The organism is Arthrobacter sp. MYb213 (assembly GCF_002979915.1).
Lineage (GTDB): Bacteria > Actinomycetota > Actinomycetes > Actinomycetales > Micrococcaceae > Glutamicibacter.
The window spans coordinates 529,490-553,703 of sequence record NZ_PCQA01000001.1; the positions used below are offsets into that span (position 1 = coordinate 529,490).

Below are 24,214 nucleotides of genomic sequence, written 5' to 3' on the forward strand. Positions count from 1 at the left end.
GTAAATCAAAAATTGGGGGTAGTTTTAGTGGCCCATGCCAAGGCCGCCATCAACCGGGATAACCGCCCCGGAGATGTAGGCTGCTTCATCGCTAGCAACCCAGCGCACCACGTTGGCGACCTCTTCCGGCTCGGCAAAGCGGTTGGCCGGGATGGAGGCGAGGTAAGACTTCTGAGTTTCTTCTGGAAGTACCGCGGTCATTTCGGTGTTGATAAAGCCTGGCGCCACCACGTTTGCGGTGATATTACGTGAGCCAAGTTCGCGGGTCAGTGAGCGAGCAATGCCCACGAGGCCGGCCTTGGACGCAGCGTAATTGATCTGGCCCGGTGAACCGTAAAGCCCAACCACCGAGGAGATCAGCACAACACGGCCACGCTTGAGGCGAAGCATGCCCTTGCTGGCTCGTTTAATCACGCGGAAGGCGCCGGTGAGGTTAGTGTCGATCACCGAGGTGAAGTCATCTTCGCTCATGCGCAGCAGCAGCGTGTCTTTAGTTACACCGGCGTTAGCGATGAGTACTTCGACCGGTCCGTGGGCCGCTTCAACCTCTTTGAACGCCGCATCGATTGATTCGGCGTCGGTAACATCGGCCTTCACGCCGAGCAGTCCTTCGGGAACCTCACCACTACGGTAGGTGATGGCAACCTTGTCCCCGTTGGCTTCGAAGGAACGCGCGATGGCTAGGCCAATTCCGCGGTTTCCGCCGGTCACCAGTACGCTGCGGCCGTTGGTGGTTTCCGTGCTCAATGTAATTCTCCATCCATGCCGTCGGCGCACTCCGTCGGTTACGGGGCGCCAGAACAGACACTTTGCTTAGGTCAGTAGCTAGTCTGAGAACAATCCTATTAGTTACCACGCAGTATTACAGCTTCGACGGCATGTAGAAATTCGGTTCTCACAGGCACAAGTGAGAGAATGAAGGCAGAAATAGCCCCGTTGAGCGAAGTTCGAAAGCTATGTCACACCAGCATGCGAACCATGGTCCAAAGGACCAGCCGGTTCACCGAATTACCGAAGCGCGCGAGTCTCACACCTCGGAGCGTGACCTGCGCATACGCAAATACACGATTTCTATGACCGTGCGTATGCTGTGCTTCATCTTGGCGTTCTTCTTTGAAGGCTGGGTCCGCTGGGTACTTCTCGCCGGAGCGGTGATCTTGCCCTATATCGCCGTAGTCATCGCCAACGGCGGGGCAGACCTGACAAGGCGCGAACCGCCCGCAGAATTTTTTACGGCCAAAGATCCGGAGCAGCTAGAAAACACGGTCCGACCTACCCCGGTCAACGAACCAGAGATCGTGATCATCGAGGGCACACTGACCGACCCTGCTCCCCCATCCGACGTACCTAAGGAGGCATAAATGGATCTTCTCGGTTCATTAGCAGGCGCGAGTTCTGCGCCTACCGAAGTTCAATGCTCGCGTAAGGGATGCCGGGCGCCGGCAGCTTTTCAGATTTTATGGAATAACCCCAAGATTCATACCCCAGAGCGCCGAAAGATCTGGTTGGCCTGTACTGAGCACCGCGAGTGGTTAGAAACCTATCTGAAAGAGCGTTTGCTCTATAAGGACACCCTGCCCATGGGCGAAGGAGCTAATCAGTAAATGTATCGTTTTTTGGCCAGCACCCGCTGGGTTGGCTGGTTGCTACTGGTCGTCATTTTTGCTGCAGCCTGCGCCGGGCTCGGTAAATGGCAGTCTGATCGTCGCACCGAGGTACTCACCGGCATTTCCCACGTGAACAACAACTACGACGCCACACCGATTTCCGGTGACCAGGCGCTGGAGAAGTTCAAGTCATTGCCTGAAGAAGACACCTGGATGACCGTTGAGCTCACCGGTCAGTACCTCAGCGAAGACACGCGCATCGTACGCAACAGGATTAAGGCTTCCCGCCCGGGATATGAGGTGCTGGTTCCGTTCCGCACCGAATCCGGTACCACGGTAGTTATCGACCGCGGGTTCCTCCCTATCGGCAACTCCGAAAACGGTCGCCCCGATGCGGTTCCCGCCGCTCCTGCTGGAACGGTCACGGTGGACGCACGACTGAAGGCCGGGGAGATCAAACTGGATCGCGGGGCCCCCGATGGCCAGCTCGCCTCCATTCATCTGCCCACATATGCCGCGCAACTTCCCTACCCGATCTCCGAAGGTGCCTACGGCATCATGTATGAGGAAGACCCAGCTCCGGCCACAGCACCACAGCCCTTGGATGCACCGGACACCGATGAAGGTCCACACCTTTCCTACGAGTTCCAGTGGTACTTCTTTGGGATCTTATCCTTCGTAGGCTTCTGGTACGCGGCGAAGCAACAGCGCAAGATCAACGCCGAAGACGCCGCCGAGCTCGCCGAGGCCAAGGCGTTGGGCTTTGATGAACCAATTCACCGGGTCCGCAAGCTACGCGCGAAGGAAGAGAAGAAGTTCCGCCGCGACGGGTCGCTGACCGATGAGGCCTATGAGGATCTCATGCTAGATGAAGATTCGCCCAAGGGCGGCGACAAACCCCAGTAACGCAACAAGCCCACGGCCGGTGGCCGTGGGCTCTTCTTTAGGATCAGCAAAGCCTTGGGCCACCATCCTCTATGGATGGTGGCCCACGGCTTTTAAGCTGTACTGGCTTAGGTCAGTGAGACCAATTCCAGGTAGCCCTCGTTGAACAAGTCCTCGTCGCCGTCAGGCAAGATGACCACGCGCTCGGGCTTCAGTGCCATCACTGCGCCCTCATCGTGGCTGACCATCACTACGGCGCCTGGGAAGCTGGACAGTGCACCAAGTACCTCGGCACGCGAGGCCGGGTCAAGGTTGTTAGTAGGCTCATCGAGCAGCAGAACGTTAGCGCTGGAAGCCACGATAGTAGCCAAGGCCAGACGGGTCTTCTCACCACCGGAGAGTACTCCGGCTGGCTTCGAGACGTCGTCGCCAACAAACATGAAAGAACCAAGAATCGAACGCACGTCGGCATCGCCGAGGTGTTCCGGCGCGTTGCGGCGCATATTTTCAAGCACCGTCGCATCCGGATCCAGGGTGTCGTGCTCCTGGGCGAAGTAACCGATCTTCAAACCGTGTCCCGGAATGATCGTTCCGGTATCTGGTTGCGAAACGCCGGCAAGCATCCGCAGCAAGGTGGTCTTACCCGCGCCGTTCAGGCCCAGGATGACTACCTTTGATCCCCGGTCGATAGCCAGCGATACATCGGTGAAGATTTCCAAGGAACCGTAGGCCTTCGATAGGCCCTCGGCCATCATTGGGGTCTTGCCACAAGGGGCTGGATCCGGGAAGCGCAAAGCTGCAACACGATCGTTCGCGCGTACTTCTTCCAGGCCCGAGAGCATGCGGTCAACACGCTTGAGCATCGATTGCGCGGCGGAAGCGCCGGAGGCACGAGCCTTCATCTTGTTGGCCTGAGCCATCAAGACCGAAGCCTTCTTCTCAATGTTGCCGCGCTCGCGCTTACGAGCACGCTCATCGGTTTCGCGCTGAGTCTGGTAACGCTTCCAGTTCATGTTGTACACATCAACCGTGGCGCGGTTAGCGTCAAGGAAGAGCACCTTGTTCACGGTGGCATCCAACAGGCCGGTGTCGTGACTGATCATCAGCACGCCGCCGGTGTAGTTCTTGATGAAGTCACGCAACCAGGTGATGGAATCGGCGTCCAAGTGGTTAGTTGGCTCATCGAGCAGCAACGTTTCGGCGTCCGAGTAAAGGATGCGGGCAAGCTCCACACGGCGGCGCTGACCACCGGATAGGGTGCGCAATGGCTGCTCAAGAATACGTTCTGGCAAATCTAGGTTAGAACAGATGGCCGCGGCTTCGGATTCGGCAGAGTAGCCGCCGGCAGCCATAAACTCGGCTTCCAGACGGTCATATCGGCCCATGGCCTTGTTCGCTACGGACGCGTCATCGCTAGCCATCTCATCGCGGGCCTTAGCCAGCTTATTGAGTACAACGTCTAGGCCACGAGCGGCGAGAATGCGATCCTTCGCCAGCTGCTCCATGTCCTCGGTCTTCGGATCCTGTGGCAGGTAGCCAATGGAACCCTTCAGCGAGACGTTACCGCTAGCCGGCTGGGATTCTCCGGCCAAGACCTTGGTCATGGTGGTCTTACCGGCACCGTTTCGACCCACCAGTCCGATCTTGTCGCCCTTGTCGATGCGGAAATTTACTTCGTCCATCAGCAAGCGGGCGCCGACGCGTAGCTCAAGGTTGGCTACGGAAATCATATGGTGTGGCCCTTTCAAAACGGGGTAAGGAAAAACTATTCGCCCTTATAAAGGGCAACTTGTCTATCCTACCGGTCGTATAGGCGGGATCAGGCTTACTGTGTGCGAACCAACATCTTAACGCTCACTGCCCGGCACCCAATATGGGGTGCCGGGCAGTTGCGCTAACGACGCTGTGTGGAGCGGAAATCTTTCATTTGAATCAGCCTGCGACGAAGCGAAGCCTCGCGTTTCAAATCCGAACCGCTGGTCTTATCGATATGGGCTTTGCCAAAACGCCAAAGCAACACGTCGTCAAGCAGCCTATCTGGCCCCGGAGAATACCGGTGATCCAATGCGGCGCGAACCTCGGTGACCACATTTGCATCCAAAAGTTCGGCCAGCTGCCAGGTCTGATCGATGCCATGGGAACCGAGCAATTCGGCGGCCCAAGACCAGTCATCGTCGCGCTTGCGGTCCACGTGTGGGAGCAGGGTCTGCCAGATTTCGCCGATTTTTTCGCCGGTCAGCTTCTGCGTGCCTACACCTTCGCGGTCGTGATAACCGTTCATCCGATGGTAGAGATCATCAATGTCGGTGAAGTAGTTTTCCACGGTTTCGAGCATGGCCGCGGTGGCGGTGAAATGCCTGTCGATCTGCGGGTTCCACGCGGCTTCACCCGGATGCTTAAAGCGGATGTCATGTTCCATCTCGCTCCACGCATGCTGGAGTACCGTACGGATCTGCACCTCAAAGACGAAGTTTCCACTGGGTACCACCGGTTTGCCCAAAGCCGTTTGGAACTTTGACACGCTCGGTTCATTGCGGGTTTTGAGCAGCAGGTGACGAGAGGAGTAACCATAGGTTCCGGATTCCACCGAACCAATGTCTTTCTCTCGGTCGCTGCGGCAATCAAAGTCCTCGCGGTGCGCCTTGATGAGCGTGGCTACCTGCTGGATTTCATGGGGAAGCATCACGATAATGCGCAAACCCACCATGTCGTGGATTTCCCGTAGCGGGTTAGGGAACTCCAAGACCGGGTTTGAATCTGGAGTTTCCTGTAACTGGCGCGAAGCCTTTGCTCGGAAGGACTCGGCGGTCTTCACTCGTCCGGTCACAAACAAGGGTTGGACTTCACTATCGATAAACAGCGAGCGAATTTTTGATTTCATCGCCCGCAACACCTCATCAAGTTCCTGACCCACGGTTCCAAAACGAGACACCGCCTCGTCGATTTGTTCGCTGAACTGTTCCGGTTCGGTGTTGCTGGTCAATTGATCCATGGTGGTGCCTCCTAATGTAATGAAATGCCGTGGGTGATCGATGCGGTGCGCGCCCTAACTATGGGCGGGTCAGGCGCTTAGCCATATCCTCGTACAACGGGGCCTTATCTTCGCCAGCCTGCTTAGCAGCGGTAGCTGGTTTAGCGGCTGCCGGAGCCACTGCTGGAGCCTGCTTCAGCGGGGTAACCTTTTCCGAGCGCGACTGAGCAATAGCCTCGGCCCGAGCTCGGGCGATAGCGTCCTGGTGTTCTTGTTCTAGCTGAGCCACGCGCTCGGCTTCTGCCTGCTGTGCATCAGAAAGGGCGGAGTTGTAACCGTCGTCGTAGGCGACGCCGTACTTCTCGGCATTGATCTGCTCTTCGTCATAGTCGAAGGCAGCGCGAAGCTTCGCAGCTTCAGACTTCTTCTGGTACATGTGCACGGTCAGGTGGGTGATGGCCAACAACACGATAGGAGGCATGGCCGCAACGAGTGCCGATACCAGCGGTGGCACACCGTTAACAATGGAATCCACGGTAAGGATCGCGTGCGTGGAGTTTGCTGCGGTCGAGACGATCGCGCCAAAGAACAGCAGGGACCACGGGTAGATCATTGCTTTACGGTTGAAGCCGTTAAGCGCCACGATGGCAACGGTGGCCGCCACGATCATGCCGTCAATGATGATTGGCCAGATCCAGGCCAGGTTTGCCTGAATGCCGGAGCGTTCAGCCAAGTCGGTCAGCGCCGCGAAGGATAGTACGAATGCACCAATCGCGATCAGGACCGTGGCTCCTACGGCGGTGCCAAGGACGGCGCGGTGCGGTTCGTGCGGAATTTCTTGCTGAGTATCCATGCTGCGGGGCAGGCCTAACTTTGGAGAGATGAATCGGAACGTCTTTTAAGCGAATGTGGTTGCCAGTTGTATCGGGTACCGGCCACCGGAACTATTTTAGCCCCATCAGCTGACAGCTTGGTGGTGAACGATTAGTGAATTCGCCGATCAACGAATCTGGTGCCGGTGAGCCTACCGGCTATTCCGCGGCCGGTTGGATCGCATAAGAGGAAGATTGAGCTCAGGATGAGGTAGCCAAATACCAACGCGCTGAGCCAGGCCCAGGGGCTTGCAGCCCAGATGCTGTCGGCAATTTGGAAAGCAAAAGAGATTCCCCCTAGACCCAGAATGCTGCGCACAAGGCCCTGCCATGCAGGTACTTGTAGTGTGTCTTTTCCAGCCACCCGAATCCAGGCACAGCGTTGTCCTAGGCTGGCGCGTCCTGGCATGAGCGTGGGAAGCAAGAAGACCAGCAATACCGAGATCGTGGGAATCCAACGTTGGGTCAGGTCATAGGACGCTGGCGGGGCTCCAAGTTTTTCGGTGATCTCCAGCACGAAGGTGGTGAGCATCACCAGTCCAAGGGCAAAAGCGATATCGAAGCCGTTGGCCATAAAGCGCCGTAGCCTAGTCACCTTACGTGGCCCAGCCTTCAAGGCACTTTGTTCTCGTGGCCCGGTGAGCCACGCAAAGATTGGCAGGTACGCCACGATGGATCCAAGCAGTGCGCCGAAGGTGTTCATCAAAAGATCATCAACATCGGCAACCCGGTAGGCACAGGTATACAGGCCCCAAATCCCGGTGTACTGAGTCAGCTCGATAGCCAAGCTGGCAGTGAGTCCGATGAGGGTTCCCAGAAATACGTTCCCGCGCAACCAGCGGACCGCTAGGATTCCGAGCGGCATGAACAAGATCACATTAAAAAGGACCTGCCATAGCGTAAAACTGGTCAAAAAGTGACGCATTCCCAGTTCATAGGAGAGCGCAAAGTCATTGAGGAAGTTCAGCGGTTGTAGCTGAGGAACGGCCACTCCGGGCCGACAAAATGCGTTACGTGTATCGGGTAGCGGCAGCATGGTGTAGCTGAAGAGGCCAAAACCGTAGATTACTGCGGCACCGGTGGTCAGCGTACGGCGCCAAGATAGGCGCCCATGGCGGTGATACTGGATGGCGAGTAGGAAAATACCTGCTGCGCCTAAGAAGAGGACACCGCCAAGCATGGCGATCGTCGCGGGCCAAAACATCGTTTGCATATTTCTATCTAAGCCGAGAAAAATACGCGCAACCTGTGACGTCTGGTGTGAGACCAGTAATTGTTAGCTGGATGCTTACTGAATGGGAGCTGGTCCCGTGTCTCCGCTAAGTACGGTGCGCGTCTTCCGGTCGAAGCGGAAAAGACCGGCAAATAAACCAACCGCCAGCACCGCCGCAAACACCCGCAGCAACCACACAATATGCCATTGTTCAATCGAGAGTTGATCCACAAAGACCACCACAAGGATCAAGCTGGCCAAATAGATCATCAGCTTCTCAGAGGCCCAAGAAACACGGTGTGAGATCGCGAAGAGCGCGATCATCCACAAGATATACCAGGGCTGGATGATCGGGGCAAGCAAAATCACTGCAGACAGTGCCCAGGCGGCCAGACGCACTGGCCGAGAAATATCTTTAGCCAGTGCAAGCCGCGCAACGATCGCCACAGAAACGAGCTGAAAAACGAATACCACGATGCTCTGTGTCAGGCTGGCCGAGCCGCCCAGTGCTCCCACCAGCATGCCAAGCAACCAACCAGTCAAGCCCACCGGAGCATATGGGAAAGCTGCATCCCCGGCGGTAAACATGGCCGGCAGCCATCCGAACCAGAGGTTAGTCACCGCGCCGATGATAGTTAACCAGATCAGGCAGTAGCAGAACACCTTCAGCCAAACTATGCATCTTGCGCGCAAGGACTTATCGCGGCCTAACAAGATCAATCCAATAAATGGCAGCACCAAGAGCACAATCGGTTTCACGGATACCGCGATAGCTAAAGCCAACGTGGCCGCCATGGGTCGACGGTCATAGGCCAGCGCGAATGCGCTAAACACTCCAGCAATCATCAACGCGTCATTGTGAGCGCCGCCGATCATGGTCAACAAGAACAGTGGATTTCCCACGATGGCCCAGTTAGCCCACTTTGGATTTTGTCCCATTTTTTTCGCCAGTTTGGCGGTGAAATGAAAACAGCCGATAACCCCAAGTAACGCGGTAATGCGCAGGAGCCCTACTCCAATTTCAGGCACCCCGTTGGAGACAAAATAAATGATGCGCGAAAGTACTAAGAAGAACGGACCGTAGGGGGACGGCGATTGGGCCCAGAGCCCATCCGAGCCACCTTCAAACCAACCAGGCAGAGCCGAAATACCTTCACGATACGGAGACTTATCGGCATGAAGCATCCGACCTTGGGCAAGATACGAGTAAACATCACGACTGAGAATTGGGAAGGAAAACATCAATGGTGCCGACCATTTAATGAACAGCTGCGCCAGCTGTCGTGTGCTGATCAGTTGTGCAGTATCAACTAGCGGGCGAGCCAGAATCCAAACTCGGGTCAACCACGCCAAACCTGCTGCCATTAAAATAATGCAGCTAATAACTCCCCATGCTTCGGTGCGGAATTCGATAAAAAATCCGCTCCGGGCCAGCGGAGAGAGCTGACTACGCGGAAACCAACCGATACCCCAAGACGCTACGGTGATCATCACCGAAGCGGCAAAACCTTGCCAACCTAGGGCCTTCAGCGACACTCCACGTCGCAATAGTTTTTGCACCAGCAAACTCACTTGACTTTCTTTTTCAGCCAGTTCGTGGAGCTCAGTAGCTCGGGACAGATTTTTTTAGTCTTGGGATCCAAGAAGACCAGGTACAGCGCACAGAGAATCGAAATTCCCCAGGAGATAAGTTGCACCCGTGGAACTAAGTCTTCTTGAAGGAACTGCCAGACGAAAATTTGATCCGCTGCTTGGTAAGCCAAGAAGAATATCGTGGTGATGTGTAACCAGAGCATCTGCCAGTCATCGCGCAAGCCGGTCGCCGCGAAGAACGGCAACAACCACAGCAGATACCACGGCTGGATTACCGGAGAAAGCACCACAATTGCCGCATACGCGATACCCATGCGTTGGACGAGATGTGAGTATTTCCCGCGGAACATCAGCACAATGGCAAGCCCCACACCGAGCAATCGTCCACCGGTTTTTATGATCGATAGTACCCAGTCGGTTTCCATGCCAAATGAGCCAAAAATGCCTTGCAACGCGATGGTTAACATTCCCAGTGGCGCAACAACAGAGACACCGGTACCGGTGTAGTTCAGCAGCACGCTGAGCCAGCCAAACCAGTAGCCGTTTAGCCAGCCCACGAGGGTCATGAGAACCAAGAAGATGGAACCGGAGTAGAACCAATACAGGAATCGGCGCGGCCATTTGGCTTCCGGTCCGGCCCACAGCAAACCGATAAACGGCAGCAATACCAGGGTTATTGGCTTGACACCGATCGAGGCCGCGAGCACCACAATCGCCCAAAAACCGTGTCGTTTACAAGCCAAATACACGGCCCACACCGATAGGCCAGTCATCAGCGCATCATTATGTGCACTTGCCACAAAGTTCACGAGGAAGAGCGGGTTCGCCACGGTCATCCACGTTGCCTTGGCGCCGGAAACCGAATGAAGCTCGGCCAGTTTGGGAACATAACGCAGGCACAGTAGGACACCGATGACCGCGATGGCGCGGAAGGCAAGAACAGCCGCATCGGTAGACCCGCCAACGATGTTGACCACGATGTATTCAATGGTCAAAAACAGTGGCCCATAGGGAGTGCCATCTTGAGCCCACATGGTGTCAGCACCTAGCTGGAACCAATTATTCAGGCTTGAAATGCCATCTACATAAGGATCTTGACCGGCATCGACTAAACGACCTTGCCCAATGTAAGCAAAAACGTCGCGGCTCATGATGGGAAGTGCGATAAGCATTGGAATGCTCCAAAGCATCACCGCGCGCTGCACAATCTTGAGCGAGCCGTCGCCCCAGGTTTTTAGCTTCTGCCCTAGGCGCCACCACGCACGGAAAAGCAACCAGCAACCAAGTGCCAACAAGATCACGCAAATGGTGACGCCGGCGGTCTCGGTTCGCACCATGATGAAAAAAGGATCACGGTTCAGCGGTGAAACGCTGGCCAACCAACCCGTACCAAAGGATCCGAAGAGGATCATCGAGGAGCCGATTATGCCGCTAAGCAATGTCTTATTAACACCCGCGTATGGCTGGGGAGCTAGAACTTCTGCCTTACTAGCGGACACCGTGACACCTCGTGCTGGATTGGACAAAAAGTTCGTTTAAAAAGAATGACGTTGCATCCGGTTAGCCAGTACGTAGGCACATCGTTCAACGTCATGAAATCTCCCATGATTTTAGCATCGCACGCTATGCGCTTACCGGTGTGACACTGAGATGCCCGAAGCTTTCATGCCGTGCGCTGCCCCACAAGCTATCCAGAGGGTAGATTGGTTCCGTGGCTAGTAATTCAGAGAAAATTGTATGGATCGATTGCGAAATGACCGGTTTAGACCTGGTCCATGATGCGTTGATCGAGGTAGCGGTACTGATTACCGATTCGGACTTAAACATCATCGACGAGGGTATCCAGGTGGTTATCAAGCCTAGCGATGCCGCTTTGGCACAGATGGGTGACTTCGTTCGCAATATGCATCAGGTCTCCGGCTTGTTGATGGAGTTGGACGGCGGTATGCAAATGGAACAGGCCCAACGCCTGGTAATGGACTACATCCGAAAACACGTCCCAGAGCCGAACAAGGCTCTACTGGGAGGAAACTCGGTAGGCACCGATAAGAACTTCTTGGCACGCGATATGCCAGAAATCATTGATCACCTGCACTACCGCATCATCGACGTTTCGACCTTGAAGGAACTAAGTCGGCGCTGGTTCACCAAGGCGCACTACGCTGCTCCTGCCAAGACCGGCAACCACCGCGCGTTGGGTGATATCCAGGACTCAATCGACGAGCTTCGTTACTATCGAGCCGCCATCATGGTTCCCTCCCCCGGACCAACAACCGATCAGGCGCGCAAAATAGCTGCCGAGATCAGTACCACCGACGAAAAGTAAGCACTAGTCAGCCCCTTAAACCGCAGGTGATACACAACACAGCGACTTAGGGGGCTTTCAAGTTGGCACTCACCCCCTGAGTATGTGTATAGTATTTCTCGTTGCCAGATACGAAATCAGCTCGCAAAAGCGGAATGACTAGTATCGAAGCGAACATGGTGGGTATAGCTCAGTTGGTAGAGCGTCTGGTTGTGGTCCAGAAGGTCGCGGGTTCAAGCCCCGTTACTCACCCCAGACAAACGGTCTGATTCGAAACGTAAGTTTTGAGTCAGACCGTTTTTTGTTTCCCTGCGGACTTCATGACCTCAAAGGTCACCCGATTATTAGTTTCACTCCAGATGCATGTATAGTATTTCTCGTTGCTTGAAATCAGTTTGAAGGCTCTAGCCGTCCGACTAGTCACAAAGTAATCATGGTGGGTATAGCTCAGTTGGTAGAGCGTCTGGTTGTGGTCCAGAAGGTCGCGGGTTCAAGCCCCGTTACTCACCCCAGACAAACGGTCTGATTCGAAACGTAAGTTCCGGATCAGGCCGTTTTTTGATTTCCAAAGCTTTTTTGCGCACCGATTTAGCGTTAGACCGTTTCATTTCGCGCTGGTGCCGATGTTTACACAAGGTGCAGACGCGGTGATGGCCTTCATTTCTGCATGAGTTGTGGATACTAAACCAGGCAAGCGTGTGCTGTACAGCAATTTCGCTACCTGTATTTGATTTTTAGCTACTTGACCAGACTCTTAACCAGGTACAAAATTAGGCTTATGATCGGCCCGTCCAGCGAACTTCCCACGGAGTTGCCCTCACTTCACAACGCATACCAACAAGCTCGCGCAACGGTATCGCGTGGTGCTCCCATATTCATTGTGGGGCAGACCGGTAGTGGCCGTACAACATTTGCTCGACAGATCCTCTCAAAACATCCGGGAAAGACATACTGGATCACCGCAGCCAAAGCACTAAAGCAGGTTCCCTTTGCCCTGCTAACAACCTTAACCGCACAGTTGCCGACACCAACTAGCAGCTTTGCTCCGGCAGAAATGCTTGCAGGATTAGTGCGTTACACCGGACAGCAAAGCGTTACCCTGTTTTTGGACCAGGCCCACTACGCCGACGAGCAAAGCGCTGCGATTCTTGGGCAGTTGTCACTAACGCGAAACATTCACCTCGTAGTGACCACCACCGCGATTCATGAACTGCCCCAATCGTTGAGGGATTTACGCACCAGCGCCGACGCTTTTCGTATCGAACTGGAACGACTGAACTTTGCTGACACGGCCACGATTTTGGAAGATGTATTGGGTGGCGCCGTGAACTCCAGCACCGTGGACACGCTACTGGAATTTTCTGATGGAAATGCGCTCCACCTGCGCGAGCTCACCTTAGACGCGCAAAATGCGAAGGTCCTCACCAAACAGGGGTACTACTGGACTCTTGATCGGCTTTGGAACCCTCAGGGGCCACGAATCTCAGATTTGATTACCTCACGATTGCGCGAACAGCCCCGATCTATACGTGAGGCCATAGAACTTCTGGCGGTAACCGGCAGACTGCGATACCCCTTTGCCCAGCAACTACTGGGCGCCATACTTCCTCAATTACTCGATACCCGTCTGGCAAAACTGGTAACGCTAACCGAAGACGAAGCAACCGGCGAGCGCGAGCTTGCGGTCGTGCTTAGTTCTGGTCTTGCCCCGCACACTGTGTTGAGTACTTTGACCGAGACGCAACTGCGAGATTACCTACAGCGCGCCTCGGATACTTTTCCCAGAGAAGTTCTCACTTCTCATGCGCGGGCTTGGTTCACCAGGCATCGGGTGCAACTGGGTATCAAGATCCCTGCAGCCGAATTGTATGAAGATGTCGTTGGTTCGGCTCAGGCGCGCAAGTTTGCTCAGGTAGTGGCGTTGACCGATTCCTTAGATCGGGAGTCATTCACCGATCAGTCAATGTTGGAGCACGTATTAGTGATGCGTGCCGATGCGTTACATGAGCTGGGTAAGCCGGAGGTAGCTTTATCTGTGCTTGAGCCGTTGTTACGTACCGGTAGTCCTGAGCTTCGCGGGGTTGCGGCTAAGATCGCATTCGCCGGTTTGGGTGATCCCGAGTTGGCGACGCGAATTATTGATTTCGGTCCTCAAGATCCAGTTGATAGTCAGGCACAGCGACTGCTCGTACTTTCTCGTGCCGGGCAGGTGGTTGATACCGAGAGGTTGCGAGACTACGCCTCTCATAGCGACATCTCGCCAGCGCTACGTGCAGCATGTTTGGCACATGTGCTGATTGAGGATTGTTATGCGGGACGCCCGGTCGATGCTTTTGAAGAGTTCCTTGGGTTTGCTACAGGTGATTTTTGGGCCTCGGCCACACCGGCGACCCAGGCTGAGCTACTTTTTGCTTTGCCGGTTTTGTCTTCCTGCTTAGGCGGTGTGAGTGCTGAGCTGGCAGAGGTACTGTCGGGACTCGATTTCACAAACTTGGCGATCAACCATGCCAATTATCTGACTGGTCATGGGCTTGAACAACTTGAGCAGGGCCGTGCGTTGGATGCCCTGGAAGCATTTGAACAGGCCTTCGCCCTCATAGTTGCCTCAGACCCATACTTATCGACTGGGTTCATCGCCTCTTTGGCGGCGAGCGCTGCGGTGATGGTTGGCGATTTGGAGAAGGCCGGAAGCTATTATTTTGTGGGTAAGTCTTCCTCGGTGGTATCTGGCCAAATTATGCGCCCTATTGCGCAACGTAATTTGTTGCCTGTCATTTTGGAATTTGAGGGTAAAGAGGCTGCGCAGGATCATCTTCAGCAGTGCTTGGTGCAGGCCGATAAATTTGATCGCAAGCTGGTTCGCATGCGGCTGTTACACGATGCGTGGCGTTTAGGTTTGTTCGTTGGGGTGGACGAGGTCAGTGACGCCGCAGGCGTAGTACAAGGCCCCCTGGCGCAGACTATTGGACAATACGCTGCGGTAATCCAAGACCCGACGCTAGAAGCCGTACAGGCGCTGACTGCCGCTCACGTATCTTCGCAACGTTTGCTCTATGCTGCCGAGGTTGCGCAGCGTGCCTCGGGCGCTGCTCGTGAGCTGGGTCAGCGTACATTGGCGTCTCGATTGTTATCGCTGTCTACGGAGTTGGCTGAGCCGCTTGAACAAGTCAACACTCCGGCCTTAGGTCGCGGACGTATTGTTCGGTCCTTACTCACCGAACGTGAGTACGCTACCTGTGTTCTTGCAGCGGGTGGGGCGAGTAGTCATGAAATTGCTGACGAACTATTCCTCTCCCGACGTACGGTGGAGGGTCACTTGCAGCGTTCATATACAAAGTTAGGTATCGTCGATCGTCGTCAGCTGCTTCCAAGCGCCGATGGAGATATCGATTTGGCTGAACCTCTTAATGCGCGGTTGACGTCGCTACCTGTATCCGGGCAAACCACTACCTAGTCATCGATTTCGAGGCTACTTTGGCGTTCTATCGCCCTAGAATAGGAAGCGGGGAATCGAAGTTTGTATTGTGAATCTTGGGGGATTCAGAATTCGATTTATTGGGATAAGGCTTTTAGACACTCGCAAATGTCTGAGCGGCTATGAAGCTCACCAGAAGGCTAACGTCATGGGGACGTTAGCCTTTCCCATTTAAAACGCCCATTAGAAGGTTTGTTCTAATGGGCTATTTTTCGTATATCGCGTCAGGCAACCACAATAAATGCCCGATTGACGGTGAAGTGCATCTCAGTGCGAATCTTCAATTCAGTTCCACGTCGCCTGTACGTCAGACGCGGTCTGCGCGATTAAGGCCGAAGAACAGCGATTTAGACTAGTAAACACGCATAATTTCTTACATACCTACCCTCACCAACACGAGCTTGCGCATTGACGGGCCCTAACCACCGCCGGTACCCGCAGTGGCGAAACTAGGATGAGCCGTGAAACTATTGGAGAAGACTTCTTAGCACCTTGGAAAGGACCGATCACGTGCCCATTCGGCAGATCACCGTATATGGAGAACCAGTACTGCACCAACGCGCAGCTGAGGTCACCGAATTTGATGACCAGTTACGCCAGCTCGTTGCTGATATGCATGCCACCATGGATGCGGCTCACGGTGTCGGACTAGCGGCACCACAAATCGGTGTCGGACTGCGTATCTTTACCTACATCTACGCTGATCAAGATACGGCTCCTGAACGCGGCGTGCTCATCAACCCTGTACTGACCCTCTCTAAGGTCTCCCAGGCAACGCCTGACCCGGACGAGGAAGCCGAGGGGTGCCTTTCCGTGCCTGGCCTGAACTTCCCACTCAAGCGGGCTGAATACGCCAAGGTGGAAGGCGTTGATGAGTTTGGTAAGCCGGTCTCCTTCGAGGCGACCGGATGGTTTGCGCGCATCATGCAGCACGAGTTTGATCATCTGGACGGTTTCCTTTATGTAGACAAGCTGGTGCCGCGGTGGGATAAGCGTTGGCTCAAGGCGAAGAAGTCTTTGGGTTGGGGCGTTGCCGGCATTACCTGGCTGCCGGGTACCGATGAGGATCCTTTCGGACACTAGAGCCTGAAATTTATATACCGCTGATGCAGCGCCGTACCGAGTGAATCGGTCGGCGCTGCTTTTGCATTCCAGAGTAGTTGGGTTATTCCCTGTCCCCCGGCGATGTTTTCCGGACAGCGAATGATCCGCCCACCATCCGCATAGCGCCTCTTAGGCCCTCTGTGCCGATAGACATTGCGCCACTATGCAGCCTGCAGCAGAAACTCACGACTGGCCCTGTGCCTGGCACTCATAAAAGGGCCCAACGCGAACGACTACAGGCCCATAGGCTTGCAGGTAGCCCCGAGCTGGGCCGGGGAAGAACCTACTCCCCTATTGGCGCGCGGCAAGGCGTGCTCAATGCCAGAATAAGAACCTTCTTGGCTGGATGAGCGCGCATAGGCCCGCGGTCGTGTGGCAGGGATTGCTCAGACCCACAGGACGGTTGGCTTAGCATCTGCCACCGGCGGGAGACCGCAGCGCAAACATGATTAGAACATACTTTCGAATCACGTTCGTTGTGACTAGTTACTGCCCGGCCGGCTCGGATGTGTGGCGCGGAAGGACTTGAACTACAAAGGCTTCGCCCGTCGATTGGCACTTGTTCACGGCTTCGGCATCCTGCTCAGAGAGCTGATGAAAGCCGCCGCCAATACTCAGATGGTCCCCCACGCGAAACTCTTCATCGGCAATCTTCATCCCAGGCCACCCATCAGACAAGACGTGAGCCTCGGAGGGGAATATTAACAAGGTCGGTTGACCCTTCGGATCACGAAGTTCGAAGCATTGCCCCGCACTGAGTAGCAGCACTCCGCTGGCTTCAACTGAGTTGCTCGCTTCCTCATCTATGGAGTGCGCTCCAACCACGGCTCGTGGCTCGCCTGCCGTCAGTCCAAGCTCACTACCGTCTGTAGCGCAGGAACTTAGCGCTAGCGTACATATGCCGAGCGCTGCGAACACGCCGGTCACACCAATTTTAATACGCCTAGCCATAAGGGAAATCTTAGCAAGTCAGCCGAAGTTTAAAACGCAGCACCCCGACCCTTAGACAAAAGGATCGGGGTGCTGCGTGAATGCGTTAAGACTTAGGCGTTAGCTACCTGAGCCGCAACGGCTGGAACTGCCACCGGGTGGGTGCCGGCGATTGATTCAATCACACGCACTACCTGGCAGGAGTAACCGAATTCGTTGTCGTACCAGACGTAAACGATAGCGTTCTTGTCCGAGACGATGGTCGCCAAACCATCAACGATGCCCGCACGGCGTGAACCGACGAAGTCGGTAGACACAACCTCAGGGGAATCGATGTAGTCGATCTGGCGGTGCAGGCTAGAAGTCAGCGAAGCCTCGCGCAGGTAAGCGTTCAATTCTTCCTTGGTGGTCCCGTTCTCAAGGCTGAGGTTCAAGATCGCCATGGAGACATCTGGGGTTGGTACGCGGATCGCGTTACCGGTCAGCTTGCCTTCGAGCTCTGGCAATGCCTTGGCTACTGCCTTGGCGGCACCGGTCTCGGTGATCACCATGTTCAGTGCTGCCGAACGGCCGCGACGCTCACCCTTGTGGAAGTTGTCGATTAGGTTCTGGTCGTTGGTGAACGAGTGAACGGTCTCAACGTGCCCGTGGATGACGCCGAACTTGTCGTTCAGTGCCTTCAGGATCGGGGTGATCGCGTTGGTGGTGCAGGAGGCCGCGGTGACGATCTTGTCATCTGCGGTGATCCAGGAATCATTGATGCCGTGGACGATGTTCTTCAGATCGCCCTTGCCCGGTGCGGTCAGCAGTACGCGGGCAACGCCCTTAGCCTGCAGGTGCTGGGACAAACCAGCCTCGTCGCGCCAACGGCCGGTGTTGTCCACCACGATGGCGTTGTTGATGCCATGCTCGGTGTAGTCAACGGTGGTTGGATCATTCGAGTAGATGACCTTGATCAGGGTGCCGTTAGCCAAGATGGTGCTGTTGGCTTCGTCTACGGTGATCGAACCGTCAAAGCGGCCGTGAACCGAGTCGCGACGCAGCAGCGAAGCACGCTTGACGATGTCGTCATCCGAACCCTTACGCACCACAATGGCACGCAGGCGCAGGCCGTAGCCGCCGCGTTCGATGAGGATACGTGCCAATAGGCGGCCGATTCGACCGAAGCCGTAGAGCACGACGTCCTGTGGCTCAATGTCGGTGGCGCCAGCCTGGCCGACCTTCTCACCTAGCTCTTCGGTGAGGAATGCTTTCAGGTCCTTCGAACCGGAGGTGACGAACTTCTTGTTCAGTCGACCCAAGTCAACGGAAACCGAACCAACGTTCAAAGATTCAATTGCTTCGAGCATTGGCATGGTGGTGGTCAACGCCAATTCTTCGCCATCAATCCGGCGCACTACGCGGTGAGCCTTAATGATGTCGATGGCGGACTGGTTGATCATTTTACGGCCGTAGATCGAGGTCACCACATTGTTATTGCGGTTAAGACGTCCGATCAGTGGAATCATGGCCTCGGCGAGCTCTTCGCGCCCGCTCCATTCTTCCTGGGCAACGACAGACTGCTGGGTCACAGAAAATCCTTCCATTTCAGCCGACTTCCAGATCCATAAAGTCGGTTGGCACCGTGAGAAGCACCATTGCTTTTGCGGTGGCGCGGGGTAACAGGATCATCCCCGCAAGTACGTATCTAGTCTAGACGGTGCACCCGCGAAGCGGAGCCTGACGCCTGTGAATCATCTCACCAAGGGAGTGAGTGAATGGGATGACCGATACGCCGGGTTCTGTCCGCTTGCGCGAAGACGATCATCTATCTACGACTGCCGTTGCCGACAGCCTCTAGCGGTCCACCCGACCGCATGGGGCGAACAGCCCTCATAACGCGGTCTGTATGACCTTGCTCCGGGTGGGGTTTACCAAGCCATCTCGGTCACCCGAGATGCTGGTGGTCTCTTACACCACCGTTTCACCCTTACCAGGAAAACCTGGCGGTCTATTTTCTGTGGCACTAGCCTGCGGGTTACCCCGAGTGGGCGTTACCCACCACCCTGTTCTGTGGAGCCCGGACGTTCCTCGGGCCGTTTGCACGGCACGCGATCGCCTAGTCATCCCATTCGTTAACCATTCTAGCCCCGCCAGTTTCTTTACACCGACTTCGGCTTAAGAGCCGCTGGCCACATTTGAGGCGGGGAAATGATATTCCTCCATTAAGCGCAACCAAATTTCACTAATCGTCGGGTACGCGGGAACCGCATGCCATAACCTGTCCATAGCTACCTCGCCAACAATCGCGATAGTCGCCGCATGGAGCAGCTCTGCGACATCGTGGCCGACAAAGGTTGCCCCGATAATCACCTGACGCGATTGATCAACGACCAACTTAGCTTGGCCCTGGTAGCCGTCGGCGTGCAAACTGGCGCCGGCCACGGCACCCAGCTCGTATTCGACGCAGCGAACGTTGAGTTCTTTGGCGCGCGCTTCGGCTTCGGTCATTCCGACGGCTGCGACCTGCGGGTCACTAAAAATTACTCGCGGTACGGCCACGTGATCTGCGCTCGCCACGTGGCTACCCCACCGCGCGGACGAGAGCGGTTCGCCGTTGCGCCGAGCAGCGATTGCCTCACCGGCAATGCGCGCCTGGTATTTTCCCTGATGGGTCAGTGCGGCGCGAGAATTCACATCGCCCACCGCGTAGAGCCAGTCGAAACCCTCTACGAGCATGCTGTCATCCACATTCAGCTTTGCTGTGGGGTCCAGATTCAGTGCCTCCAAACCAAGATTGGCGGTATTAGCCCGCCTACCGGTGGAAACCAGCAACTGCTCGGCGAAAATTTGCCTACCGTCGTTCAACTGGACGCTCACCACACCAGCTGCATCGCGGTCCACACGATCCGGGGTGAGGCCTTGAAGAATCTGAACGCCCGCATCCGCTAGTGCTTTTGTCAGATATTCACCCACAAATGGTTCTTCGCGGCTCATCAAGGATCGACGGGAGAGCATCGTGACCTGTGACCCCAGGGCAGCGAAAGCGAAGGCCAGCTCGGTGCCCGCCACCCCTGCACCAATGATGGTCAAGCGCGCCGGAATTTCTTGAGCCGCGGTAGCTTCTCTGGTGCCCCAGGGTTTGGCCTGCACTAATCCGGCAATGTTTGGCAGCACCGGCACCGAACCGGTAGCAAGTACCACGGCGAGCGCCGAATACTGGCTCTTCCCCACCTGGACAAGATGCGGACCGATAATTTCACCGCGGCCGCGTATCAGCTCAATCTCTGCCGAGGCTAACCACTTGGTTTGTCCCGAGTCATCCCAGTGACTGGCGAATGAATCGCGCCGCGCGAGTACCTGCGGTGCGTTGATGTCTCCGGTGATTGCCTGCTTTGCTCCTGGTAACCTGCGTGCCGCGTTCAACGCTTGCCCACTACGTAGCAGCGCCTTAGACGGCATGCACGCCCAATAAGAACATTCGCCGCCAACCAGTTCAGACTCGACGATTGCGACCCGCAATCCATGTTTGACCGCGTAATCGGCCGCGTTTTCCCCTGCCGGGCCGGCGCCAATGACTATCAGGTCAAAATCGTACTCAACAGGCGAAGAGCTATTCATGGTGTTTCCTCACTGCAAAAATCGAGTTCGGGCTACTGTGTTCAGCGTAGCTAGCCGCTTGCGATTCGTACATGATGAGCTATTTGTTCCAGGCAGCGCCCTGCGCCGAACCCCGGTTGATCTCCGATAAGCTGGAAGGCGTGCTTATTTTGTTGCCACCTTCCGAAGGTAAGACCGCCCATGCTCACGGCGCACCGTTTGTTTCCGGTGAGCTTTCCTTTGCGCAACTGACAGATGATCGGGCTGCGGTGTTAGCCGCCCTGTCCGAAGTCTCGGCCCAGGAAAATGCCATGGAGGTTCTCGGGGTTGGCGCCACGTTGGCGCACGAGGTCGCACGCAATATCCGCTTACACACCGAACCGGCGGCCAAGGCTCATGACATTTATTCGGGCGTTCTTTTTGAGGCGCTGAACTATGCCACGCTAGATCCTGCAGCGCAGCAACGAGCAGATCAGTCCATCATCGTGGTGTCCGCACTGTGGGGCGCGGTACGCTTCGGTGACAGCATTCCGCCATACCGACTGTCCATGTCGGCCAAGCTTGAACCACTGGGTAAGTTGGCCAGCTGGTGGAAGAAGCGACTGACCCCGGTACTCGATCAGGTAGCCGGCGATCAGTTAATCGTCGACGCCCGGTCAAGCACCTACGCGGCGGCATATAAGCCAAGTAACGGCAATAGCGTCGCGGTGAATGTCTTCCAGCTGCGCAACGGCGTTCCGAAGGTGGTCTCGCACTTTGCTAAACACACCCGCGGCGAGGTTGCACGCTTCTTGATCCAGCAACCGGTCGCTGCGCAGAACCCAGAAGAACTGCTTTCCTTGGCGCAAACCAAATGGGATGCGCAGCTGGTGGAAGATAAGAAGGGGTTGGCACTGAATATCCTGCTGGCCGAAGACCATCAGTTCACTACGGCTAAGTAGTTCCGCTTTTTCATAGAGTTCCACGGACCAAACTGTTCTCCACACGCTAACCGTGCGTTCGACCGTTCAGTCTAGAAATCCTTGGTTCATTTGGGGTTCTCCTTCCAGACATTCTCTTGGCGTTAGCTGTGTACATCAGCCACTTTCACTGGCCGATCACACACTCACAGCTCAAAGGTAGAGATGTCTCCAAAACTGAATTCAACGCCTAGTTGGCGCCGCGGCGTGACCACCACGGCAGTTCTTGCCTTGCTGGCAAGCACAATCATTCCTGCACACGCAGCCCCCACCGATGCTGAAACCAAACCGGATAATACGGTGGTAATTTCCACCGACAGCACTCAATGGAATTACCTAGATGATGGCACCGACCCGGCATCTGGAAATCCAGATCTGGATTCATGGGCTGCAACAGACTTTGACGACAGCACATGGAAAACTGCGCAGGGTAGCTTCGGCGCCAAGAATGGTTCGCTGGGCGCGGTAGGCCCGTATAACCCACAGACATTGCTCAACCACTACCTTGGTGGGCAAACCGGAACTGCTACGCCGACGTATTTCTTCCGTACCCAGTTCGACCTGCCTGAAGGTAGCGCCGATGATTTCCTGAACATCACCGGCGATGTGGTTTATGACGATGCCTTGACCATGTGGATCAATGGCACAAAAGTCGCTGGTTTTCTCGACGACAGGCTCACCGGCAAAAGTAATCAGGAGTACGCAGGGAGCAGCAACGGCAACCCGGTTTCTTCCAGTTTCGAAATTCCTGCAGACGTCCTCGTTGACGGCGTGAACACGGTCGCGATTAGTTTGCACAATGACCGCGCCAGCAGTTCAGATATCTACCTGGACGTTCCCGAGCTCAGTTTAAATGTCACCGAAAACATCGACCCGATTTCCCGGGTGATTCTTACTCCGACCGAGACCCCAGAAACTTCGCAGTACGTTTCATGGATGGCAGGTAGCTCCGACGCTGACGCCGGAAATGTCGAATTCCGCAAGCTGGACGGAAGCGAAATCACTACCGTGTCTGCAGACTTCGTTGAGCCTGTTAATGGCAATCCGTTGCCGCATTTCTCCGCCGAACTCAAGAACCTGTTGCCCGGGACCGACTACACATATCGAGTCAGCAATGGTTCCAATTCGAGCGAGTGGAATACGTTTACGACTGCCGACTCAGCGATCACCGATTTCCAATACATTTACTACGGAGATGCGCAGATCGGTCTCGACACCACGTGGCCAAAAGTCGTCTCGCAGGCTGAACGTACAGCCCCGAACGCCGTAGGCTCCGTTCACGCCGGTGACCTCATCAATACCGGAAGCAACGAGAGCGAGTGGAACAACTGGTTCAAGGGAATGGAGCAATCTGCCGCAACGTCAAACGTCATGGCAGCGCCGGGAAACCACGAATACTCCGGAGATAACAAGCTTTCCGCGTGGAAGGCAAACTTTGAATACCCGCGAAACAACCCGTCGGTCGAGACAGCCGGAGACCTGGCCAAGCTCACCATTGGTGACAGCGAAGCTGCCGCACAATACCGGGCGCTCTTTGATCACTGGACAACATTCGCCGAAGAAACCGTCTACTACACCGATTACCAAGGCGTCCGGTTTATCACCATAAATGCCACACGGGATAAAGGATTCCTGACGCCAGATAACCTGCCCGCATGTTCAACCGACGATTGCCCAGAAAGTAAGATCTCTACTCTTTGGGTCCAGTTCCAAGCCGCGTGGATGGATCATATCCTCGAGGACAGCACCTCCAAATGGAACGTGGTCACTTTCCACCAGCCCGTCTACTCGGCTTCATCCGGGCGCAACGAACCGGTACTTCGAGAAGAATGGGTTCCAATCTTCCAGAAACACAACATCGATCTTGTGCAGATGGGTCACGATCATGTGTACTCACGAGGTTACAACAATGAGAACAAAACCGACTTCGAGGTCGTTACCGATGGCCCGGTGTACGTCGTGTCAAACTCTGGCGCGAAGCACTATGACCTCGCGGATGAAAACGACAACGTCTGGACACAGAACAACGCCACGCAAGTAAAGCGCGGTGAGGACTTCACTACCTATCAGGTCATCGACGTTACTGAAGACAGCTTGACCTACAACTCCTACCTGGCTGAGAAAATCGCATCGTCCACCACGGACTTGGCGATTGGCGACGTCTGGGACACCTTCACCGTGACCAAAAACGATGAAGGCATCAAGTGGGTCACCGAAGCTGGAGTAGACATACCGGTCATAGAAGAAGATCTTGACATTGAACTGAGCGTGACGAGCCGTTGTATAGGCAAAAATACGATGCTCAACGTGAATGCCCAGAACACTGAAGATTCACCCGTTACCTTGCACATCACCAGTGAATTCGGGAACAAGAAAATGAATAACCTGGGTTCGGGCAAGTCCGCTTCTGCTCCACTAAACGCAGGAAAGGCACCCCTGGCTGCTGGTTCCGTCACGGTCGAAGCTTCCAATGGTTCTGAAAACGTCACCAAGGAAATTTCCTACGAGGCTCTGAGCTGTAAATAAGAACTAAAAACTAACAAAGAATAGTTGTGGTTGGTGCCCCTATAGCAGGTACCAACCACAACTATAACCTTCGCATCACAATTACCGCGTACCTAATAATGGCGGTTCAACTTGTTCTCAAAACACTGGTGGGTCGCAAGGTTTGTCCCAGAGCAGACTCCGGTGCTCGGATACCGACGAACTCAAACATTCACA

At 55.2% G+C, this 24,214-nt stretch carries 18 protein-coding genes, 2 tRNA genes and 1 other RNA gene; 10 read left to right on the forward strand and 11 right to left on the reverse strand.

Features of this window, described 5'->3' with window-relative positions:
- Positions 1-24: 24 nt before the first annotated feature.
- A complete protein-coding gene (locus CQ011_RS02520) occupies positions 25-747 on the reverse strand; it encodes a beta-ketoacyl-ACP reductase (protein ID WP_105674321.1) in 723 nt (240 codons plus the stop codon).
- A 209-nt stretch (positions 748-956) separates the two neighbouring features.
- Between CQ011_RS02520 and CQ011_RS02525 the strand changes: the two genes are divergently transcribed.
- Genes CQ011_RS02525 through CQ011_RS02535 form a run of 3 tightly spaced genes read left to right on the forward strand, consistent with a single transcriptional unit; the run spans position 957 to position 2,513 of the window.
- A complete protein-coding gene (locus CQ011_RS02525) occupies positions 957-1,361 on the forward strand; it encodes a DUF3099 domain-containing protein (RefSeq protein WP_105674323.1) in 405 nt (134 codons plus the stop codon).
- Positions 1,362-1,604, forward strand: coding sequence for an acetone carboxylase (locus tag CQ011_RS02530; protein WP_105674325.1), 243 nt, complete (start codon positions 1,362-1,364; stop codon positions 1,602-1,604).
- Entirely contained in the window at positions 1,605-2,513 is a 909-nt protein-coding gene (locus tag CQ011_RS02535) for an SURF1 family cytochrome oxidase biogenesis protein (RefSeq protein WP_105674327.1), read from the forward strand.
- Between the two features lie 107 nt (positions 2,514-2,620).
- Here CQ011_RS02535 and CQ011_RS02540 read toward each other — a convergent pair whose 3' ends face one another.
- The 6 genes from CQ011_RS02540 to mptB (CQ011_RS02565) form a co-directional block, all read right to left on the reverse strand.
- Positions 2,621-4,222 carry an ABC-F family ATP-binding cassette domain-containing protein gene (locus CQ011_RS02540; protein WP_105674329.1) on the reverse strand — a complete coding sequence of 534 codons (1,602 nt, stop codon included), beginning with the start codon at positions 4,220-4,222 and terminating at the stop codon, positions 2,621-2,623.
- 164 nt (positions 4,223-4,386) lie between these two features.
- The gene (locus CQ011_RS02545; protein WP_105674330.1) at positions 4,387-5,484 is read right to left on the reverse strand and encodes a GTP pyrophosphokinase; all 1,098 of its coding nucleotides are present in this window, start codon (positions 5,482-5,484) and stop codon (positions 4,387-4,389) included.
- A 58-nt stretch (positions 5,485-5,542) separates the two neighbouring features.
- Positions 5,543-6,316, reverse strand: coding sequence for a DUF2637 domain-containing protein (locus CQ011_RS02550; RefSeq protein WP_105674333.1), 774 nt, complete (start codon positions 6,314-6,316; stop codon positions 5,543-5,545).
- Between the two features lie 131 nt (positions 6,317-6,447).
- Positions 6,448-7,548 (reverse strand): VanZ family protein, encoded by a 1,101-nt coding sequence (locus CQ011_RS02555; RefSeq protein ID WP_105674335.1) that lies wholly within the window; start codon positions 7,546-7,548, stop codon positions 6,448-6,450.
- A gap of 75 nt (positions 7,549-7,623) precedes the next feature.
- On the reverse strand, positions 7,624-9,120 hold the full coding sequence (gene mptB, locus CQ011_RS02560; RefSeq protein ID WP_105674337.1) for a polyprenol phosphomannose-dependent alpha 1,6 mannosyltransferase MptB: 1,497 nt from the start codon (positions 9,118-9,120) through the stop codon (positions 7,624-7,626).
- Positions 9,117-10,640: a polyprenol phosphomannose-dependent alpha 1,6 mannosyltransferase MptB gene (gene mptB / locus CQ011_RS02565; protein WP_105674339.1), complete on the reverse strand. Its 1,524-nt coding sequence runs from the start codon at positions 10,638-10,640 to the stop codon at positions 9,117-9,119. The genes mptB (CQ011_RS02560) and mptB (CQ011_RS02565) overlap by 4 nt, the downstream gene beginning before the upstream one ends.
- A 212-nt stretch (positions 10,641-10,852) precedes the next feature.
- Here mptB (CQ011_RS02565) and orn point away from each other — a divergent pair, with 212 nt between their 5' ends.
- The 5 genes from orn to def all read left to right on the forward strand — a co-directional run bounded on the left by orn (position 10,853) and on the right by def (position 16,004).
- Positions 10,853-11,467 carry an oligoribonuclease gene (gene orn, locus CQ011_RS02570; protein ID WP_105674341.1) on the forward strand — a complete coding sequence of 205 codons (615 nt, stop codon included), beginning with the start codon at positions 10,853-10,855 and terminating at the stop codon, positions 11,465-11,467.
- Between the two features lie 158 nt (positions 11,468-11,625).
- Positions 11,626-11,701 (forward strand) — tRNA-His (locus tag CQ011_RS02575).
- A 181-nt stretch (positions 11,702-11,882) separates the two neighbouring features.
- Positions 11,883-11,958, forward strand: a tRNA-His gene (locus tag CQ011_RS02580).
- Between the two features lie 266 nt (positions 11,959-12,224).
- The gene (locus tag CQ011_RS02585; RefSeq protein WP_105674343.1) at positions 12,225-14,900 is read left to right on the forward strand and encodes a helix-turn-helix transcriptional regulator; all 2,676 of its coding nucleotides are present in this window, start codon (positions 12,225-12,227) and stop codon (positions 14,898-14,900) included.
- A 531-nt stretch (positions 14,901-15,431) separates the two neighbouring features.
- Positions 15,432-16,004 (forward strand): peptide deformylase, encoded by a 573-nt coding sequence (gene def, locus CQ011_RS02590; RefSeq protein WP_105674345.1) that lies wholly within the window; start codon positions 15,432-15,434, stop codon positions 16,002-16,004.
- A gap of 507 nt (positions 16,005-16,511) precedes the next feature.
- Here def and CQ011_RS02595 read toward each other — a convergent pair.
- The 4 genes from CQ011_RS02595 to CQ011_RS02610 all read right to left on the reverse strand — a co-directional run bounded on the left by CQ011_RS02595 (position 16,512) and on the right by CQ011_RS02610 (position 20,555).
- Positions 16,512-16,976: a hypothetical protein gene (locus CQ011_RS02595; RefSeq protein ID WP_105674347.1), complete on the reverse strand. Its 465-nt coding sequence runs from the start codon at positions 16,974-16,976 to the stop codon at positions 16,512-16,514.
- Between the two features lie 92 nt (positions 16,977-17,068).
- Positions 17,069-18,526: a glyceraldehyde-3-phosphate dehydrogenase gene (locus CQ011_RS02600; RefSeq protein ID WP_286161059.1), complete on the reverse strand. Its 1,458-nt coding sequence runs from the start codon at positions 18,524-18,526 to the stop codon at positions 17,069-17,071.
- A gap of 183 nt (positions 18,527-18,709) precedes the next feature.
- Positions 18,710-19,065, reverse strand: an RNA gene (rnpB, locus tag CQ011_RS02605) — RNase P RNA component class A.
- Between the two features lie 47 nt (positions 19,066-19,112).
- Positions 19,113-20,555 carry a dihydrolipoyl dehydrogenase family protein gene (locus CQ011_RS02610; RefSeq protein ID WP_105674351.1) on the reverse strand — a complete coding sequence of 481 codons (1,443 nt, stop codon included), beginning with the start codon at positions 20,553-20,555 and terminating at the stop codon, positions 19,113-19,115.
- A 71-nt stretch (positions 20,556-20,626) separates the two neighbouring features.
- Here CQ011_RS02610 and CQ011_RS02615 point away from each other — a divergent pair, with 71 nt between their 5' ends.
- Positions 20,627-21,475 (forward strand): YaaA family protein, encoded by an 849-nt coding sequence (locus CQ011_RS02615; RefSeq protein ID WP_353616154.1) that lies wholly within the window; start codon positions 20,627-20,629, stop codon positions 21,473-21,475.
- 183 nt (positions 21,476-21,658) lie between these two features.
- Positions 21,659-24,019, forward strand: coding sequence for a purple acid phosphatase family protein (locus CQ011_RS02620; protein WP_105674353.1), 2,361 nt, complete (start codon positions 21,659-21,661; stop codon positions 24,017-24,019).
- Positions 24,020-24,214: the final 195 nt, after the last annotated feature.